Here is an 18606-nt window from a genome sequence, read left to right on the forward strand (position 1 = left end):
GAAGGCGGCCGTACCGTCGGCGCCGGCATCGTCGCTTCGATCGTCGAGTAATCGATATTCCCACGAGGGAAGACCATGAACCCCGCCGGAAACGGCGGGGTTTTTGTTTGACGGTAACCCAGACTGCTATCCGCAGACCAGCTCGATGCGATCAGGAACTTCCGCCACCAGTTGAGGCTAACCGGATGCTCGGGCAGGCGTTGTGATATGGCATGCTTTATCCAGCATCGGTTTGGCCGGTGCTGCGTTGACGGGGTCTAAGCGGAGCCAGATGGTCGGCTCGTCTTTTGGCGCTCTTGGAAAATGATGACCGACGGTGGCGTCTCTGACGACACCGCTGACCAGTTGGCTGTTGGCGAAGGCATACTGCAATTGACCACCCACTGCGTTCGGGCGAAGCGCTATCGCGACAAGTTCACCGCTGGCCGCACCTCATCGGTCGCGCCTTGGCTTGCAGGGCCGCCATTGCATTGGCAACGAGGTGCTCGGCGCTATCCGAGGTTTCGACGCGCGCGTGATCGCTACCGGGGGGGGGCGTGGCGATGAAGTGAATGGTCTCGATTGGGCAGCAACTCACCCTGTCCTGAGCTCAGCCTCTTCGGCGAGCCTGAGGAGATCCGTCACCAGGATACCGTTGATCGTCATGCCGGTGACATCGCACTCCGCTATCGACACATCGACGAGGCTCGCAAACCGGACCGCGCAACCATTCATATCGACATGGGTGAGGCTTGCGCCATCCATGGCGACGTTCTCGAAGATGGCCCCTGACATGGTGAGGTTGCGAAAGGCGATCTGCTCCGCATCGGCATCGGTCACCAGCGCCCGTCCAAGGTTCACATTGGTAAAGACCGCCTGCCGCAAAATGACGTCGCTGAAACGCGTTTCCGACAGGTCGCTGTCGTGGAACTCAGAGCCGGGCAGGGCGGCATTGCTGATTCTCATCATGGCGGGTCCTCCAGAAGGGACAGGCCTTATGACTATCCGGCAATCTGCACCTCATGGCAAGCGGCAGCCTCTTTAGCGTCTTCCTGGCCTTAAAACGTTTCGACCAGCTGCCTCGTCTCCGGGAATTCCCCCGGTCATTTGAAGGGTGTGTCAGGCAAACTCCCACAGAGCGGCCGCATGTCTCCTCTGCACAGTTGGCAGTTCTCACCGGGCATGCCTCCTTTAAAAACGCGGCTCTCGGCGCAGTCTCGCGCCTGATTCGCCCGCCTGGTCCCCTGAACGCCAAGAAGGACAATGCCGTGACAATGCGTCCCGCGAGGAAACTTCTATTGGCGGCGACCCTGACGTTGATCCTGCCGCAAGCCTTGCTCGCGGAAGAGGGCCCATTTTTATGGAAGGCTGAGAGAGCCGGGTCGTCGATCACCATACGCTCCGGCCTCAGCGCACCGGAAGCGGGTCGCCCAAGCTTCGGAATCGAATCGAATCTCGATGCAGCGGGACCTTCAACGACCGGAACCCGTGTTGCGCCGCTGCGGCTGTGGAGCGAGATCGACCTGGATCGACGTGACAGAACGCGATTCTCTGCCGGCGCCAAGCTTGACGCCCGCAATGGCGCCGGGCGCGTCTATGTCCAGCAGGTCAGGCGTGTTGAACTTGCATCTTTGGCCGATCTGGAACTGGATCGGACGCTGGAAACCTCGCGATCTCCGGGGGAGGAGCCTGTCTACCGGGCCCGGCAGGCGTTGAGGCTCAGCTTGACGGAATGGCAGGCAACCGTTGTGGCCGATGTCACCCTGGAAAACCGACAATCCATGGCTGCCGGTATGAGCATGAGCCGGAAATTGGCGCCCGGTGTCAGTCTGTCGGCCACCGTTTCCGATCTGTCCCGTCGGCCAAAGGCGGTGATATGGGGCAGGCTTCAACGGGATTGGTAGTAGTCTCCATCTGCCGCGTGAAGAAAACATGCATGGCGAAGAAAAGACGGAAAAAATGCGCTTGCCATTCCGGTCTGGTCGTCTTAAAGGGAGCGCCATGCCTCGAACGAAACGGTTTTCGCTCGGAGCAAGGCTTAGGGGTATAGCTCAGTTGGTAGAGCGGCGGTCTCCAAAACCGCAGGTCGTCGGTTCAAGCCCGGCTGCCCCTGCCATTTCCGTTCGGCGCGCACGAGTGCGGCGGCGAGCACGATGATCTGGCACAGCCTAAAAGTTGCGAAAGAGCATTTCCCTCTTGTGAAACTGGGAAACGCTCTTTATGTAGGGTTCAAACAGACACGCGGTGCGTGGGGCTGACCAAGGTCGGCTTTACGCGCCGTAAAAGCGTGGGCATTAAATGGCATCCAAGTCCAATCCATTCGCGTTTCTGCAGCAGGTTCGCTCCGAAACGTCCAAGGTGACGTGGCCCTCGCGTCGCGAGACCATGATTTCGACGCTCATGGTCCTGGCGATGGTGTTTTTCGCTGCGCTGTTTTTCTTTGGCGCAGACCAGCTTATCGGCTGGGTGCTCAGCCTCGTGCTGAGCGTTGGTAACTGATCGGGCGGAAACGAACATGGCGGCACGTTGGTACATCGTCCACGCATATTCCAATTTTGAGAAGAAGGTCGCGGAAGACATCGAGAACAAGGCTCGCCAGAAGGGGCTTGAGCACCTGTTCGAGAAGATCCTCGTGCCGACGGAAAAGGTCGTCGAGGTTCGTCGCGGCCGTAAGGTCGATAGCGAACGCAAGTTCTTCCCCGGCTATGTGCTGGTGCGGGCGAACCTGACGGACGAAGCCTATCACCTGATCAAGAATACCCCGAAGGTCACGGGCTTCCTTGGTTCCGACAATAAGCCGGTTCCGATCCCGGACTTTGAAGCCGACCGCATCCTGGGTCAGGTCCAGGAAGGTGTCGAGCGGCCGAAGTCGTCCGTATCCTTCGAAATCGGCGAACAGGTCCGCGTTTCCGACGGTCCTTTCGCCTCCTTCAATGGCGTCGTCCAGGATGTGGACGAGGAGCGCTCGCGCCTCAAGGTCGAAGTCTCGATCTTCGGTCGCGCAACGCCCGTCGAACTTGAATACGGTCAGGTCGAAAAGGTCTGATCGGAGAAGGGGAGGAAACTCCCGATCCGCGTGGGAGTAGGGCAGCCTTTTAAGCCGGGCTGTCTGGACGCACCACGCAACCGCAGCCGCCGGCTATGTCCGGCATCAGTGGATCGGGAAACCGGTCTGAGTAGAAAGGCAGAGAGTAATGGCTAAGAAAGTTGCAGGCCAGCTCAAGCTCCAGGTCAAGGCAGGATCGGCAAACCCGTCCCCGCCAATCGGCCCGGCACTTGGTCAGCGCGGCATTAACATCATGGAATTCTGCAAGGCGTTCAATGCCGCCACGCAGGAAATGGAAAAGGGTATGCCGATCCCGGTCGTCATCACCTATTACCAGGACAAGTCCTTCACCTTCGCAATGAAGCAGCCGCCGGTGACCTACTGGCTGAAGAAGGAAGCAAAGATCACCTCTGGCTCGAAGACTCCGGGCAAGGGTGCGAAGGTCGGTACGATCACCAAGGCTCAGGTCCGCGCAATTGCCGAAGGCAAGATGAAGGATCTGAACGCTGCCGACATCGAAGGTGCAATGCTGATGGTTGAGGGCTCTGCCCGCTCCATGGGCCTGGAAGTGGTAGGTTGATCATGGCCAAGCTCGCAAAGCGTCTTCAGAAGATCCGCGAAGGTGTTGACCCGACCAAGCTGGTCGCGCTGCCGGAAGCTATCGCCCTCGTCAAGGAACGCGCCACCGCGAAGTTCGACGAGACGATCGAAATCGCCATGAACCTCGGCGTCGATCCGCGTCACGCTGACCAGATGGTCCGCGGCGTGGTCAACCTGCCGAACGGCACTGGCCGCGACGTCAAGGTTGCCGTGTTCGCCCGTGGCGCCAAGGCTGATGAAGCCCGCGCCGCTGGTGCAGACATCGTCGGCGCCGAAGACCTGCTGGAAATCGTCCAGGGCGGCAAGATCGATTTCGATCGCTGCATCGCCACCCCGGACATGATGCCGCTCGTCGGTCGCCTCGGTAAGGTTCTCGGCCCGCGTGGCATGATGCCGAACCCGAAGGTTGGTACGGTGACCATGGACGTCGCTGGAGCCGTCAAGGCTTCCAAGGGCGGCGCCGTTGAGTTCCGCGTCGAAAAGGCTGGTATCATCCACGCCGGTATCGGCAAGGCCTCCTTCGACGCCAAGGCGCTCGAAGAAAACATCAAGGCTTTCGCTGACGCCGTCATCAAGGCAAAGCCGGCTGGCGCCAAGGGCAACTACGTCAAGCGCGTAGCGATCTCGTCGACCATGGGCGTCGGCGTCAAGGTCGAGCCGTCGTCGGTCAACCTTTGATCTGAATTCGACCGGAGCCCAGGCTCCGGTCCGAACCGTTTCCGGCCTTTCGGGGCCGGAAATGTCTGGCCTCAAAAACCAGACACTCCTGTCCGAGATTGTGGGTGGCCCTTGCGGCCTTAATATTCACCTGCATGAGACGGGGTAAGACCCGGTTTTAAACGTCTGTAGACGTCTTGAAGTTCGGTTCGAGCCTTATTCGCCTTGGCATCGAAGTTTTCTTCGGTGCGAGGGGACAGGATCCTCAAGCGTCGCTCGGGATCTGAAGAAGTGGATCCCTTGAGGCAAAAGGCAAACCCGGTGGGGCCTGCAGGATTGCGGTCCCATCAACTGGAGACAGACAGTGGAAAGAGCGGAAAAACGCGAATTCGTCACAGAACTGAACGAAGTCTTCAAGGCTTCCGGTTCGGTTGTTGTGGCCCACTATGCTGGTGTCACGGTTGCGCAGATGAACGACTTCCGTTCGAAGATGCGCGCTGCTGGCGGCACCGTCAAAGTCGCGAAGAACCGCCTGGCCAAGATCGCTCTTCAGGGCACGGAAGCCGAAGGGATCACCGATCTCTTCAAAGGTCAGACGCTGATTGCATTCAGCAATGACCCGATCACGGCTCCGAAGGTCGTCATGGATTTCGCCAAGACCAACGACAAGATCGTTGTTCTCGGTGGCGCCATGGGAACAACCACGCTCACCGCCGATGCAGTCAAGTCGCTTGCGACCCTGCCTTCGCTGGACGAGCTGCGTGCGAAGCTGCTGGGCATGATCCAGACTCCGGCTACCCGCATCGCTGGCGTGGTACAGGCACCGGCAGCTCAGCTTGCTCGCGTGTTTGCGGCCTATGCAAAGAAGGACGAAGCCGCGTAAGGCGGTTTTTCGCTGTTCATACCCTAAACCCGTTCGTTTCGAACCGAACATCTATAAGGAAGTACTATCATGGCTGATCTCGCAAAGATCGTTGAAGACCTCTCTGCTCTGACCGTTCTGGAAGCTGCTGAGCTTTCCAAGCTGCTCGAAGAAAAGTGGGGCGTTTCGGCTGCTGCTCCTGTAGCCGTTGCTGCTGCTGGCGGCGCTGCTCCGGCTGCTGCTGAAGAAGAAAAGACCGAGTTTGACGTCATCCTCACGGATGCCGGCGCAAACAAGATCAACGTCATCAAGGAAGTCCGCGCCATCACCGGTCTCGGCCTCAAGGAAGCCAAGGACCTGGTCGAGGGCGCTCCGAAGGCTGTCAAGGAAGGCGTTTCCAAGGCTGAAGCCGCAGACCTCAAGAAGAAGCTTGAAGAAGCTGGCGCCAAGGTCGACGTTAAGTAATATCGGAATGCGATGGGGGAAGGTTTCCTTCCCCCATCGATTTCCTCCGAACATATTACCCAGGAACCGTCAAAAACGGTTCCTGGGTAATGGGTTCTCAAGAGGATGGTCTTGTAACGAGTGCCCGGCAATCCGGTCGGCCGCTCGGACTTCAAGACGAGATTGAAATCCATTTTTTGACGGAGCCGCCTGGCCAGCAGGTTCCGTCCGTTGCAGGCCCGGTTGCAAATTGACAAGGAGCGACGATGGCTCAGACCCTTTCCTTTAATGGTCGTAGGCGCGTACGCAAGTTTTTCGGAAAAATTCCAGAAGTAGCAGAGATGCCGAACCTCATCGAGGTTCAGAAGGCATCCTATGACCAGTTCCTGATGGTCGACGAGCCCCAGGGCGGTCGTCCGGACGAAGGTCTGCAGACGGTCTTCAAGTCCGTCTTCCCGATCACCGACTTCTCTGGCGCATCCATGCTGGAATTCGTATCCTACGAATTCGAGCCGCCGAAGTTCGACGTGGACGAGTGCCGTCAGCGCGACCTGACCTATGCCGCACCGCTCAAGGTGACGCTGCGCCTTATCGTATTCGATATTGATGAGGATACGGGCGCTCGCTCGATCAAGGACATCAAGGAACAGTCCGTCTACATGGGCGATATGCCGCTCATGACCAACAACGGCACGTTCATCGTCAACGGCACCGAGCGCGTTATCGTCTCGCAGATGCACCGTTCGCCGGGCGTCTTCTTTGACCACGACAAGGGCAAGAGCCACTCCTCGGGCAAGCTTCTGTTTGCAGCCCGCGTGATCCCATATCGTGGTTCCTGGCTCGACATCGAATTCGACGCCAAGGACATCGTCCACGCCCGTATCGACCGTCGCCGCAAGATCCCCGTGACCTCGCTGCTGATGGCGCTTGGCATGGACGGCGAAGAGATCCTGTCGACCTTCTACACGAAGTCGCTCTACCAGCGTGATGGCAAGGGCTGGCGTTTCCCGTTCAACCCGGAAACCCTCAAGGGCGCCAAGACGCTTTCCGACCTCGTTGACGCCGATACCGGCGAAGTCGTGGTTGAAGGTGGCAAGAAGCTCACCCCGCGTCTGCTGCGTCAGCTTTCGGACAAGGGCCTGAAGTTCCTGAAGGCTTCCGACGAAGATCTCTACGGCAACTATCTCGCGGAAGACCTGGTCAACATGGCGACCGGCGAGATCTACATGGAAGCCGGCGACGAGATCGACGAAAAAACGCTGCCGCAGATCCTCGACATCGGTTTCGACGAGATCCCGGTTCTGGGCATCGACCACATCAATGTCGGCGCCTATATCCGCAACACGCTGGCCGCGGACAAGAACGAGAACCGCCAGGACGCTCTGTTCGACATCTACCGCGTCATGCGTCCGGGTGAACCGCCGACCATGGATTCGGCTGAAGCCATGTTCCAGTCGCTGTTCTTCGACAGCGAGCGCTACGACCTGTCGGCTGTTGGTCGCGTCAAGATGAACATGCGCCTCGACCTCGATTGCCCGGATACCGTCCGCGTTCTGCGCAAGGACGACATTCTGGCCGTGGTCAAGATGCTGGTCGAACTGCGTGACGGCAAGGGCGAGATCGACGACATCGACAACCTCGGCAACCGCCGTGTCCGTTCGGTCGGCGAGCTCATGGAAAATCAGTACCGCCTTGGTCTGCTCCGCATGGAGCGTGCGATCAAGGAACGCATGTCGTCGATCGAAATCGACACGGTCATGCCGCAGGACCTGATCAACGCCAAGCCGGCTGCTGCTGCTGTTCGCGAATTCTTCGGCTCCTCGCAGCTGTCGCAGTTTATGGACCAGGTGAACCCGCTTTCGGAAATCACCCACAAGCGCCGTCTTTCGGCTCTTGGACCGGGTGGTCTGACCCGCGAGCGCGCAGGCTTCGAAGTTCGCGACGTTCATCCGACCCATTACGGTCGTATTTGCCCGATCGAGACGCCGGAAGGCCCGAACATCGGTCTGATCAACTCGCTTGCCACCTTTGCTCGTGTGAACAAGTACGGCTTCATCGAAAGCCCGTACCGCAAGATCGTCGATGGCAAGGTGACGAAGGACGTCGTCTATCTCTCCGCCATGGAAGAAGCGAAGTACTACGTCGCACAGGCCAATTCCGAGCTGACGTCTGAAGGCGCATTCGTTGAAGAATTCGTCGTCTGCCGTCATGCCGGCGAAGTTATGCTGTCCCCGCGCGACACCATCAACCTGATGGACGTTTCGCCGAAGCAGCTGGTTTCGGTCGCAGCCGCTCTGATCCCGTTCCTTGAAAACGACGACGCCAACCGCGCTCTCATGGGCTCGAACATGCAGCGTCAGGCCGTGCCGCTTCTGCGTGCCGAAGCCCCGTTCGTCGGAACCGGCATGGAGCCGATCGTGGCACGTGACTCCGGCGCTGCCATCGGTGCCCGTCGCGGCGGCGTGGTCGATTTGGTTGACGCAACCCGTATCGTTATCCGCGCCACCGAAGACCTCGATCCGTCGAAGTCTGGCGTCGATATCTACCGCCTGCAGAAGTTCCAGCGTTCGAACCAGAACACCTGCGTCAACCAGCGCCCGCTGGTCACTGTCGGTGACGTTCTGAACAAGGGCGACATCATCGCGGACGGTCCGTCGACCGACCTCGGTGATCTGGCCCTCGGCCGTAACGCGCTCGTCGCGTTCATGCCGTGGAACGGCTACAACTACGAAGACTCGATCCTGATGTCCGAGCGCATCGTCGCAGAAGACGTCTTCACCTCGATCCATATCGAGGAATTCGAAGTCATGGCCCGCGACACCAAGCTTGGTCCGGAAGAAATCACGCGCGACATTCCGAACGTGTCGGAAGAAGCGCTGAAGAACCTCGATGAAGCCGGTATCGTCTACATCGGTGCGGAAGTTGCTCCTGGCGACATCCTCGTTGGCAAGATCACGCCGAAGGGCGAAAGCCCGATGACGCCGGAAGAAAAGCTTCTGCGCGCCATCTTCGGTGAAAAGGCCTCCGACGTCCGTGACACCTCGATGCGTATGCCTCCGGGCACCTTCGGCACCATCGTCGAAGTTCGCGTTTTCAACCGCCACGGCGTTGAAAAGGACGAACGTGCGATGGCGATCGAGCGCGAGGAAATCGAACGCCTCGCCAAGGACCGTGACGACGAACAGGCGATCCTCGATCGCAACGTCTACGGCCGCCTTCTCGACATGCTCCGTGGTCAGGTGTCCATCGCCGGTCCGAAGAGCTTCAAGAAGGGCGTCGAGCTGTCCAACGCCGTCGTCTCTGAATATCCCCGCTCGCAGTGGTGGATGTTTGCCGTCGAAGACGAGAAGGCTCAGGCCGAACTCGAAGCCTTGCGGGCCCAGTACGACGAATCCAAGTCGCGCCTTGAACAGCGCTTCATGGACAAGGTCGAGAAGGTCCAGCGCGGTGACGAAATGCCTCCGGGCGTCATGAAGATGGTCAAGGTCTTCGTCGCTGTGAAGCGCAAGATCCAGCCAGGCGACAAGATGGCTGGCCGTCACGGCAACAAGGGCGTCGTGTCGCGCATCGTACCGGTCGAGGACATGCCGTTCCTCGAAGACGGCACGCATGTCGACATCGTTCTGAACCCGCTCGGCGTGCCCTCGCGCATGAACGTCGGCCAGATCCTCGAGACCCACCTGGCCTGGGCTTGCGCCGGCATGGGCAAGAAGATCGGTCAGATGCTTGAGGACTATCGCAAGCACCTCGACATCACCGATCTGAAGAAGGAACTGACCGAAATCTATGCGTCTGAAGCGCATGACGAGGTCAAGAACTTCGATGATGACTCGCTGGTTCGTCTGGCAGAAGAAGCCAAGCGCGGTGTCTCCATCGCGACCCCGGTCTTCGACGGCGCCCATGAAAGCGACGTTTCCGAGATGCTGACTCGTGCAGGTCTCGCAACGTCTGGTCAGTCTGTTCTGTATGATGGCCGTACCGGCGAAGCCTTCGACCGTCAGGTCACCGTTGGCTACATGTACATGATCAAGCTGAACCACTTGGTCGATGACAAGATCCACGCGCGTTCGATCGGTCCTTACTCGCTCGTCACCCAGCAGCCGCTCGGTGGTAAGGCGCAGTTCGGTGGTCAGCGCTTCGGGGAAATGGAAGTCTGGGCGCTCGAAGCTTACGGTGCTGCATACACCCTGCAGGAAATGCTCACCGTCAAGTCGGACGACGTGGCCGGCCGTACCAAGGTCTATGAAGCGATCGTCCGTGGCGACGACACCTTCGAGGCCGGTATTCCGGAAAGCTTCAACGTTCTCGTCAAGGAAATGCGCTCTCTGGGCCTTTCCGTGGAACTCGAGAACTCGAAGATCCTGCCGGAAGACGGTCAGCTGCCCGACGCGGCCGAATAAGACGTTTGACAAGGCATGCGTGGCGTAAGTCGCGCATGCCATTCCCTGATCGCCCCGAAGGCCAATACGGGACGGTGAGGGAAGTTTCGCCGCAGTTCGCGGTTATTGTCATTGCAAGGGTATGGGGCGGCATCCCGGGAATTTGCCGCCGCCACGACCCAATCTGGGGCTTGAAGCCCACAAGGAGACAGGCATGAACCAAGAGGTCATGAACCTTTTCAACCCGTCGGTACCGGCGCAGCACTTCGATTCCATCCGGATTTCGATTGCGAGCCCGGAAAAGATCCTGTCGTGGTCCTACGGCGAGATCAAGAAGCCGGAAACGATCAACTACCGTACGTTCAAGCCGGAACGCGACGGTCTCTTCTGCGCGCGCATCTTCGGACCGATCAAGGACTACGAGTGCCTGTGCGGCAAGTACAAGCGCATGAAGTACAAGGGCATCATCTGCGAAAAGTGCGGCGTCGAAGTGACGCTGTCGCGCGTTCGCCGTGAGCGCATGGGCCATATTGAGCTCGCAGCGCCCGTTGCCCATATCTGGTTCCTGAAGTCGCTGCCTTCGCGTATCTCCACGCTGCTGGACATGACGCTGAAGGATGTCGAGCGCGTTCTCTACTTCGAGAACTACATCGTCACTGAGCCGGGCCTGACCTCGCTGAAGGAAAACCAGCTTCTTTCCGAAGAAGAATACATGATCGCCGTCGACGAGTTCGGCGAGGACCAGTTCACTGCCATGATCGGCGCTGAAGCCATCTACGAGATGCTGGCCTCGATGAACCTCGAGAAGATCGCCGGCGACTTGCGCTCCGACCTGGCTGATACCACGTCGGAACTCAAGCAGAAGAAGCTGATGAAGCGCCTGAAGATCGTCGAGAACTTCATGGAGTCGGGCAACCGCCCGGAGTGGATGATCATGAAGGTCGTTCCGGTCATCCCGCCGGACCTGCGCCCGCTGGTCCCGCTCGATGGCGGCCGTTTCGCGACCTCTGACCTGAACGATCTCTACCGTCGCGTCATCAACCGTAACAACCGTCTGAAGCGCCTCATCGAACTGCGCGCTCCGGGCATCATCATCCGCAACGAAAAGCGCATGCTGCAGGAATCTGTGGACGCGCTGTTCGACAACGGTCGCCGTGGCCGCGTCATCACCGGTGCCAACAAGCGCCCGCTGAAGTCGCTGTCCGACATGCTCAAGGGCAAGCAGGGCCGCTTCCGCCAGAACCTTCTCGGCAAGCGCGTCGACTATTCCGGCCGTTCGGTCATCGTGACCGGTCCGGAACTGAAGCTGCACCAGTGCGGCCTGCCGAAGAAGATGGCGCTCGAACTGTTCAAGCCGTTCATCTACGCCCGCCTCGACGCGAAGGGTTACTCCTCGACCGTCAAGCAGGCCAAGAAGCTTGTTGAAAAGGAAAAGCCTGAGGTCTGGGATATCCTCGACGAGGTCATCCGCGAACATCCGGTTCTCCTGAACCGCGCACCGACGCTGCACCGCCTGGGCATCCAGGCCTTCGAACCGATCCTGGTCGAAGGCAAGGCCATCCAGCTGCACCCGCTCGTCTGCACGGCATTCAACGCCGACTTCGACGGCGACCAGATGGCTGTTCACGTGCCGCTGTCGCTTGAAGCTCAGCTTGAAGCTCGCGTCCTGATGATGTCGACGAACAACATCCTGCACCCGGCCAACGGTGCACCGATCATCGTTCCGTCGCAGGACATGGTTCTCGGCCTCTACTATCTGTCGATCCAGAACCAGAACGAGCCAGGCGAAGGCATGGTCTTCTCGGATATGGGCGAACTGCACCATGCCCTGGAAAACAAGGTCGTCACCCTGCATGCCAAGATCCGCGGTCGCTTCAAGACGGTTGATGAAAACGGCAAGCCGGTTTCGAAGATCTATGAAACCACGCCCGGCCGCATGATCGTTGGCGAGCTTCTGCCGAAGAACGTCAATGTTCCCTTCGATATCTGCAACCAGGAACTGACCAAGAAGAACATCTCCAAGATGATCGACACGGTCTACCGCCATTGCGGCCAGAAGGACACGGTCATCTTCTGCGACCGCATCATGCAGCTCGGCTTCACGCATGCCTGCCGCGCCGGCATTTCCTTCGGCAAGGATGACATGATCATTCCGGAAACCAAGGCGAAGATCGTTGGCGACACCGAATCCCTGGTCAAGGAATACGAGCAGCAGTACAATGACGGCCTGATCACTCAGGGCGAAAAGTACAACAAGGTCGTTGACGCCTGGGGCAAGGCCACCGAAAAGGTCGCCGAGGACATGATGGCCCGCATTAAGGCTGTCGAGTTCGACAAGGAGACCGGTCGTCAAAAGCCGATGAACGCCATCTACATGATGTCCCACTCGGGTGCCCGTGGTTCACCGAACCAGATGCGCCAGCTGGGCGGCATGCGCGGCCTCATGGCCAAGCCGTCGGGCGAAATCATCGAGACGCCGATCATCTCGAACTTCAAGGAAGGCCTGACCGTTAACGAGTACTTCAACTCGACCCACGGTGCCCGTAAGGGTCTCGCAGACACCGCCTTGAAGACCGCGAACTCCGGTTACCTGACCCGTCGTCTCGTCGACGTGGCGCAGGATTGCATCGTCAACCTCGTGGATTGCGGCACCGATACGGGCCTCACCATGACGGCAATTGTCGATGCCGGTCAGGTCGTGGCCTCGATTGGCTCTCGCGTTCTGGGGCGTACAGCACTTGACGACATCGATCATCCGGTCACGGGTGAGCGCATCGTTGATGCCGGCAAGATGATCCTCGAGCCTGACGTCATCGAAATCGAGAAGGCTGGTATCCAGTCGATCCGTATTCGCTCCGCGCTGACCTGCGCAGTCCAGACGGGCGTTTGCTCGATCTGCTACGGCCGAGATCTGGCCCGTGGTACGCCGGTCAACATGGGTGAAGCTGTCGGCGTCATCGCCGCGCAGTCGATCGGTGAGCCGGGTACCCAGCTGACCATGCGTACCTTCCACTTGGGCGGTACCGCGACCGTGGTCGACCAGTCGTTCCTCGAAGCCTCTTATGAGGGCACGGTTCAGATCAAGAACCGCAACATGCTGCGCAACTCCGATGGCACTCTGATCGCCATGGGCCGCAGCATGGCCGTCATGATCCTCGACGAGCGTGGGGTCGAGCGTTCCTCGCAGCGCGTGGCCTATGGTTCGAAGGTCTTTGTCGACGATGGCGACAAGGTAAAGCGCGGACAGCGTCTGGCCGAGTGGGATCCGTACACACGCCCGATGATGACGGAAGTCGAGGGTATCGTGCATTTCGAGGACGTCGTCGACGGTCTCTCCGTGCTCGAAGCCACCGACGAATCCACCGGTATCACCAAGCGTCAGGTTATCGACTGGCGTTCGACACCGCGTGGCGCCGACCTGAAGCCGGCGATCGTCATCAAGGACGCCAGCGGCAACGTGCTCAAGGTCGCCCGTGGCGGCGAAGCACGCTTCCAGCTGTCCGTCGATGCGATCCTGTCGGTCGAGCCTGGTCAGCGTGTCAGCCAGGGCGACGTGCTTGCACGTTCGCCGCTGGAAAGCGCCAAGACCAAGGACATCACCGGTGGTCTGCCGCGTGTTGCCGAACTGTTCGAAGCGCGTCGTCCGAAGGACCATGCCATCATCGCTGAGATTGATGGTACGATCCGGCTCGGCCGCGACTACAAGAACAAGCGCCGCGTTATCATCGAGCCGGCAGAAGACGGTGTCGAGCCAGTCGAGTACCTGATCCCGAAGGGCAAGCCCTTCCACCTTCAGGAAGGCGACTATATCGAAAAGGGTGATTACATCCTCGACGGTAACCCGGCTCCGCACGACATCCTGGCGATCAAGGGCGTCGAGGCACTTGCCTCGTACCTGGTCAACGAAATCCAGGAAGTCTACCGTCTGCAGGGCGTTCTGATCAACGACAAGCACATCGAGGTGATCGTTCGCCAGATGCTGCAGAAGGTCGAGATCACCGACGCGGGCGACAGCCACTACATCGTTGGTGACAATGTCGACCGGATCGAGCTTGATGACAACAACGACCGCCTGATCGAGGAAGGCAAGAAGCCGGCTTACGGCGATCCGGTCCTTCTCGGCATCACCAAGGCCTCGCTGCAGACCCCGTCGTTCATCTCGGCTGCATCCTTCCAGGAAACCACAAAGGTTCTCACGGAAGCTGCAATCGCCGGCAAGACCGACACGCTGCAGGGTCTGAAGGAAAACGTCATCGTCGGTCGCCTGATCCCGGCTGGTACCGGCGGCACCATGACGCAGATCCGCCGCATCGCCACCTCGCGCGACGACCTCATCCTCGAGGAGCGCAAGAAGGGCACCGGTGCGGATGTCGCAACTCCGATGCTGCAGAACCTCGCCAGCGAGGGCGCGCCTGCCGCCGAGTAATCGGCGCAGGGAGAACGATCTGAACGGCCGCCCGGAGCGATCCGGGCGGCCTTTTGCATGCGTGGCAGAGAGCGAGGCCAGGCGGAGATCTGGCAGGTTCGCAGGTCTGCGCAGCGCCTAGGGGAGGGGCCGCAGAATGAAGCCCCCGTGGTCAAGCGGACGCCACTCAGTCACCAGGCGCAAAAAAAGGCCGGTGGTGAACCGGCCTTGTGCAATGCTGATATGTCGTGTCTTCAGTTGAAGCGGATGATCGCGACTTCGCCTTCAAGTGCACCTTGATAGGCGGAAGCGTGCGGCTCTTCGTCCGGTGCGCCAGTGATCATGCCGATCTGGTCGAGGTCGGCCTCCAGGAAGCCCTCCTCGGACAGTGCGTTCAGCGTCATGCGCACGGCCGTGTCGTCGTCCGGCGCGGTCAGCATGACATGCAGGTCGACAGGCTCGCCGCCGTCGGATTCATAGGCCTTGGCAATCACGATGAAGACCATCGGTTCGTCACGCGTATTGTCGTTATCTGGATTGGTGATCATGGCTCGGGTCTTCTCGTTCGATGAGCGATTCTCGTTTAGGTCGATTCGACCCGGCGGGCAGGGTGGTCTTTCCGCCCTCAAGACCCTATTTAGAAGTTTCCCACGGCAAACCAAGACAAATTGCATGGTAAGAGTCACTTTCCAGCAACCGCATGGCCAAAGTGCCTGCCACGCGGGGCGCTTCGGGCATTAAATATCGATCGAGACTTGACGCAAAGAGGGGAAAACAGTAGTACCCCGCGCATCGGGACCTATGTGAGGCCGGGTTTTTCAGGACGACGCGTCCCGGAGTTCGCCTCAAACAGGGTACCAAACGCACGTTGACGACATGTATGCTGCACGCAAGACGCATGAAAATGCGTCCTCTGTCTTTTGTGGTCCATCCGCCAGAAACGGGTCGGGCCACATTTTGCGCATGAAGAAATCTGTGCGGCCGCCGCCGGAAACGGCAAACCAAGGGTCCGGAAGGGCTTGAGACTAGATTTTGCAAGGATGGGTATATGCCTACCGTAAACCAGCTGATCCGTAAGCCGCGTCAGGCACAGGTAAAGCGCAACAAGGTTCCTGCTCTGCAGGAAAACCCCCAGAAGCGTGGCGTCTGCACACGCGTCTACACAACGACGCCGAAGAAGCCGAACTCGGCTCTCCGTAAGGTTGCCAAGATCCGTCTGACCAATGGCTTTGAAGTCATCGGTTATATCCCGGGCGAAGGCCATAACCTGCAGGAACACTCTGTCGTCATGATCCGTGGCGGCCGCGTAAAGGACTTGCCGGGCGTTCGTTACCACATCATCCGCGGCGTTCTCGATACCCAGGGTGTCAAGAACCGCAAGCAGCGCCGTTCGAAGTACGGTGCGAAGCGTCCGAAGTAAGCTTCGGCCCTTCACAATCAAGATTCCGGCGCTGCGCGAGGTTCTCCGCGTTGTAAAGCGTCCCAACCGTTGAGAGACAAGAAGTATGTCCCGTCGCCATAGTGCAGAAAAGCGTGAGATCAATCCGGACCCGAAGTTCGGCGATCTGATCGTCACCAAGTTCATGAACGCCATCATGCTCCACGGCAAGAAGTCCGTGGCCGAAAGCATCGTCTACGGCGCATTCGACGTCGTTCAGGCAAAGGCAAAGGCTGAGCCGATCGCGATCTTCCATCAGGCGCTCGACAATGTCGCGCCGCATGTTGAAGTCCGTTCGCGCCGCGTTGGTGGTGCAACCTACCAGGTCCCGGTCGACGTTCGTCCGGAGCGCCGTCAGGCTCTCGCCATCCGCTGGCTGATCACCGCTGCCCGCAAGCGTAACGAAACCACCATGGTCGACCGTCTCTCCGGCGAGCTGCTCGACGCCGCCAACAACCGCGGTAGCGCCGTCAAGAAGCGCGAAGACACCCACAAGATGGCCGATGCAAACCGCGCCTTCTCGCATTACCGCTGGTAATCCACCGATCGAATATTGAAAGGCAGTCCGTTATGGCTCGCGAATATAAAATCGAAGACTACCGCAACTTCGGTATCATGGCGCATATCGACGCCGGCAAGACCACCACGACCGAACGCATCCTGTACTACACCGGTAAGTCTCACAAGATCGGCGAAGTTCATGATGGCGCGGCCACGATGGACTGGATGGAGCAGGAGCAGGAGCGTGGCATCACGATTACCTCTGCTGCGACCACGACCTTCTGGAAGGGTCGCGACGGCAAGATGCGTCGTTTCAACATCATCGACACCCCCGGCCACGTTGACTTCACCATCGAAGTCGAACGTTCGCTGCGCGTGCTCGACGGTGCCGTCGCTCTTCTCGACGCCAACGCTGGTGTTGAGCCGCAGACCGAAACCGTCTGGCGTCAGGCTGAAAAGTACAACGTCCCGCGGATGATCTTCTGCAACAAGATGGACAAGACCGGTGCTGACTTCTACCGCTCGGTAGAAATGATCAAGACCCGTCTCGGCGCCACCGCTGTTGTCATGCAGCTCCCGATCGGTGCAGAATCCGAATTCAAGGGCGTCGTCGACCTGATCGAGATGAATGCTCTCGTCTGGCGCGACGAATCCCTCGGTGCTGCCTGGGATGTTGTTGAAATCCCGGAAGACCTGAAGGAAAAGGCTGCCGAATATCGCGAAAAGCTGATCGAGACTGTGGTCGAGATCGACGAAGAAGCGATGGAAGCCTACCTGAACGGCGAAATGCCGGACAATGACAAGATCCGTGCTCTGGTTCGCCGCGGCACCATCGACGTCAAGTTCCACCCGATGTTCTGCGGCACCGCCTTCAAGAACAAGGGCGTTCAGCCGCTCCTCGACGCGGTTGTCGACTACCTGCCGTCGCCGCTCGATATCCCGGCGATCAAGGGCATCGACTTCAAGACCGAAGCCGAAATCGAGCGCCATGCAGATGACGCCGAGCCGCTCGCTATGCTGGCGTTCAAGATCATGAACGACCCCTTCGTCGGTTCGCTGACCTTCGCACGTATCTATTCGGGCAAGCTCGAAAAGGGCGTGTCGGTTCTGAACACGGTCAAGGACAAGCGCGAGCGCGTCGGCCGCATGCTGCAGATGCACTCGAACAGCCGCGAAGACATCGAAGAAGCCTTTGCAGGCGACATCGTTGCTTTGGCCGGTCTTAAGGAAACCACCACTGGCGATACGCTCTGCGATCCGCTGAAGCCGGTTATCCTTGAGCGCATGGAATTCCCGGAACCGGTCATTCAGATCGCGATCGAGCCGAAGTCCAAGGGCGACCAGGAAAAGATGGGTCTCGCGCTCAATCGCCTCGCTGCTGAAGACCCGTCCTTCCGCGTCAAGACCGACCAGGAATCCGGCCAGACGATCATTGCAGGCATGGGCGAACTTCACCTCGACATTCTCGTTGACCGTATGCGTCGCGAGTTCAAGGTTGAAGCCAACGTCGGTGCTCCGCAGGTTGCCTACCGCGAAACCATCACGAAGACGCACGAAGAAGACTACACGCACAAGAAGCAGTCCGGTGGTACCGGTCAGTTCGCGCGCGTCAAGCTCATCTTCGAACCGAACCCGGAAGGCGAAGACTTCAAGTTCGAGTCCAAGATCGTCGGCGGTGCTGTTCCGAAGGAATACATCCCGGGCGTTCAGAAGGGTATCGAAAGTGTTCTGTCTTCGGGTCCGCTCGCGGGCTTCCCGATGCTCGGCGTCAAGGCAACCCTGATCGACGGCGCATTCCATGACGTCGACTCCTCGGTTCTCGCCTTCGAAATCGCATCGCGTGCCTGCTTCCGTGAAGCAGCGAAGAAGGCCGGCGCTCAGCTGCTCGAGCCGATGATGAAGGTCGAAGTGGTAACGCCGGAAGATTACGTCGGTGACGTGATCGGTGACCTGAACTCGCGTCGTGGTCAGATCCAGGGTCAGGAACAGCGCGGCATTGCAATCGTGATCAATGCTCACGTCCCGCTTGCCAACATGTTCAAGTACGTCGACAACCTGCGCTCCATGTCGCAGGGCCGCGCGCAGTACTCGATGACCTTCGATCACTACGCACCGGTTCCGTCGAACGTTGCTGCAGAAATCCAGGCGAAGTATTCCGGTCAGAAGTGACCGGAATACCCAACCAAGCCAATTGAATGTTTGAATTTCCCCTGATGGGGACGAAAGAATGGAGAGCCGAAAATGGCAAAGAGTAAGTTTGAGCGCAATAAGCCGCACGTCAACATCGGTACGATC

Annotated in this window: 14 protein-coding genes and 1 tRNA gene; 13 read left to right on the top strand and 2 right to left on the bottom strand. The window is 59.1% G+C overall.

Annotated features, from left to right (window positions below):
• Positions 1-573: 573 nt before the first annotated feature.
• A complete protein-coding gene (locus IP76_RS21225; protein ID WP_054160240.1) occupies positions 574-948 on the bottom strand; it encodes a pentapeptide repeat-containing protein in 375 nt (124 codons plus the stop codon).
• Positions 949-1277: 329 nt separating this feature from the next.
• Between IP76_RS21225 and IP76_RS21230 the strand changes: the two genes are divergently transcribed.
• The 10 genes from IP76_RS21230 (at position 1278) to rpoC (ending at position 14393) form a co-directional block, all read left to right on the top strand.
• Positions 1278-1883, top strand: a complete 606-nt coding sequence (locus tag IP76_RS21230) for a hypothetical protein (RefSeq protein ID WP_156318681.1) — start codon at positions 1278-1280, stop codon at positions 1881-1883.
• Positions 1884-2019: 136 nt separating this feature from the next.
• Positions 2020-2095 (top strand) — tRNA-Trp (locus tag IP76_RS21235).
• 182 nt (positions 2096-2277) lie between these two features.
• Positions 2278-2478, top strand: coding sequence for a preprotein translocase subunit SecE (secE, locus tag IP76_RS21240; protein WP_054160242.1), 201 nt, complete (start codon positions 2278-2280; stop codon positions 2476-2478).
• Between the two features lie 16 nt (positions 2479-2494).
• Entirely contained in the window at positions 2495-3025 is a 531-nt protein-coding gene (nusG, locus tag IP76_RS21245) for a transcription termination/antitermination protein NusG (protein WP_054160243.1), read from the top strand.
• Between the two features lie 148 nt (positions 3026-3173).
• Positions 3174-3605, top strand: a complete 432-nt coding sequence (gene rplK / locus IP76_RS21250; protein WP_006728786.1) for a 50S ribosomal protein L11 — start codon at positions 3174-3176, stop codon at positions 3603-3605.
• A gap of 2 nt (positions 3606-3607) precedes the next feature.
• Positions 3608-4303, top strand: a complete 696-nt coding sequence (rplA, locus tag IP76_RS21255; protein WP_054160244.1) for a 50S ribosomal protein L1 — start codon at positions 3608-3610, stop codon at positions 4301-4303.
• A 343-nt stretch (positions 4304-4646) separates the two neighbouring features.
• Positions 4647-5165: a 50S ribosomal protein L10 gene (gene rplJ, locus IP76_RS21260; protein WP_054160245.1), complete on the top strand. Its 519-nt coding sequence runs from the start codon at positions 4647-4649 to the stop codon at positions 5163-5165.
• Positions 5166-5234: 69 nt separating this feature from the next.
• Positions 5235-5609, top strand: coding sequence for a 50S ribosomal protein L7/L12 (gene rplL / locus IP76_RS21265; RefSeq protein ID WP_054160246.1), 375 nt, complete (start codon positions 5235-5237; stop codon positions 5607-5609).
• Between the two features lie 245 nt (positions 5610-5854).
• Positions 5855-9988, top strand: coding sequence for a DNA-directed RNA polymerase subunit beta (gene rpoB, locus IP76_RS21270; protein WP_054160247.1), 4134 nt, complete (start codon positions 5855-5857; stop codon positions 9986-9988).
• A 193-nt stretch (positions 9989-10181) separates the two neighbouring features.
• Positions 10182-14393 (top strand): DNA-directed RNA polymerase subunit beta', encoded by a 4212-nt coding sequence (gene rpoC / locus IP76_RS21275; RefSeq protein ID WP_054160248.1) that lies wholly within the window; start codon positions 10182-10184, stop codon positions 14391-14393.
• A 233-nt stretch (positions 14394-14626) separates the two neighbouring features.
• On the opposite strand, the gene IP76_RS21280 is transcribed toward rpoC, so the two are convergent.
• Positions 14627-14920, bottom strand: coding sequence for a hypothetical protein (locus tag IP76_RS21280; RefSeq protein ID WP_054160249.1), 294 nt, complete (start codon positions 14918-14920; stop codon positions 14627-14629).
• Positions 14921-15420: 500 nt separating this feature from the next.
• Here IP76_RS21280 and rpsL point away from each other — a divergent pair, with 500 nt between their 5' ends.
• The 3 genes from rpsL (at position 15421) to fusA (ending at position 18480) form a co-directional block, all read left to right on the top strand.
• Entirely contained in the window at positions 15421-15792 is a 372-nt protein-coding gene (rpsL, locus tag IP76_RS21285) for a 30S ribosomal protein S12 (RefSeq protein WP_003507760.1), read from the top strand.
• An 85-nt stretch (positions 15793-15877) separates the two neighbouring features.
• Positions 15878-16348 (top strand): 30S ribosomal protein S7, encoded by a 471-nt coding sequence (gene rpsG, locus IP76_RS21290; protein WP_054160250.1) that lies wholly within the window; start codon positions 15878-15880, stop codon positions 16346-16348.
• 32 nt (positions 16349-16380) lie between these two features.
• Entirely contained in the window at positions 16381-18480 is a 2100-nt protein-coding gene (fusA, locus tag IP76_RS21295; RefSeq protein WP_054160251.1) for an elongation factor G, read from the top strand.
• Positions 18481-18606: the final 126 nt, after the last annotated feature.

It is taken from the genome of Rhizobium sp. AAP43 (genome assembly GCF_001296045.1).
Classification (GTDB): domain Bacteria; phylum Pseudomonadota; class Alphaproteobacteria; order Rhizobiales; family Rhizobiaceae; genus Allorhizobium.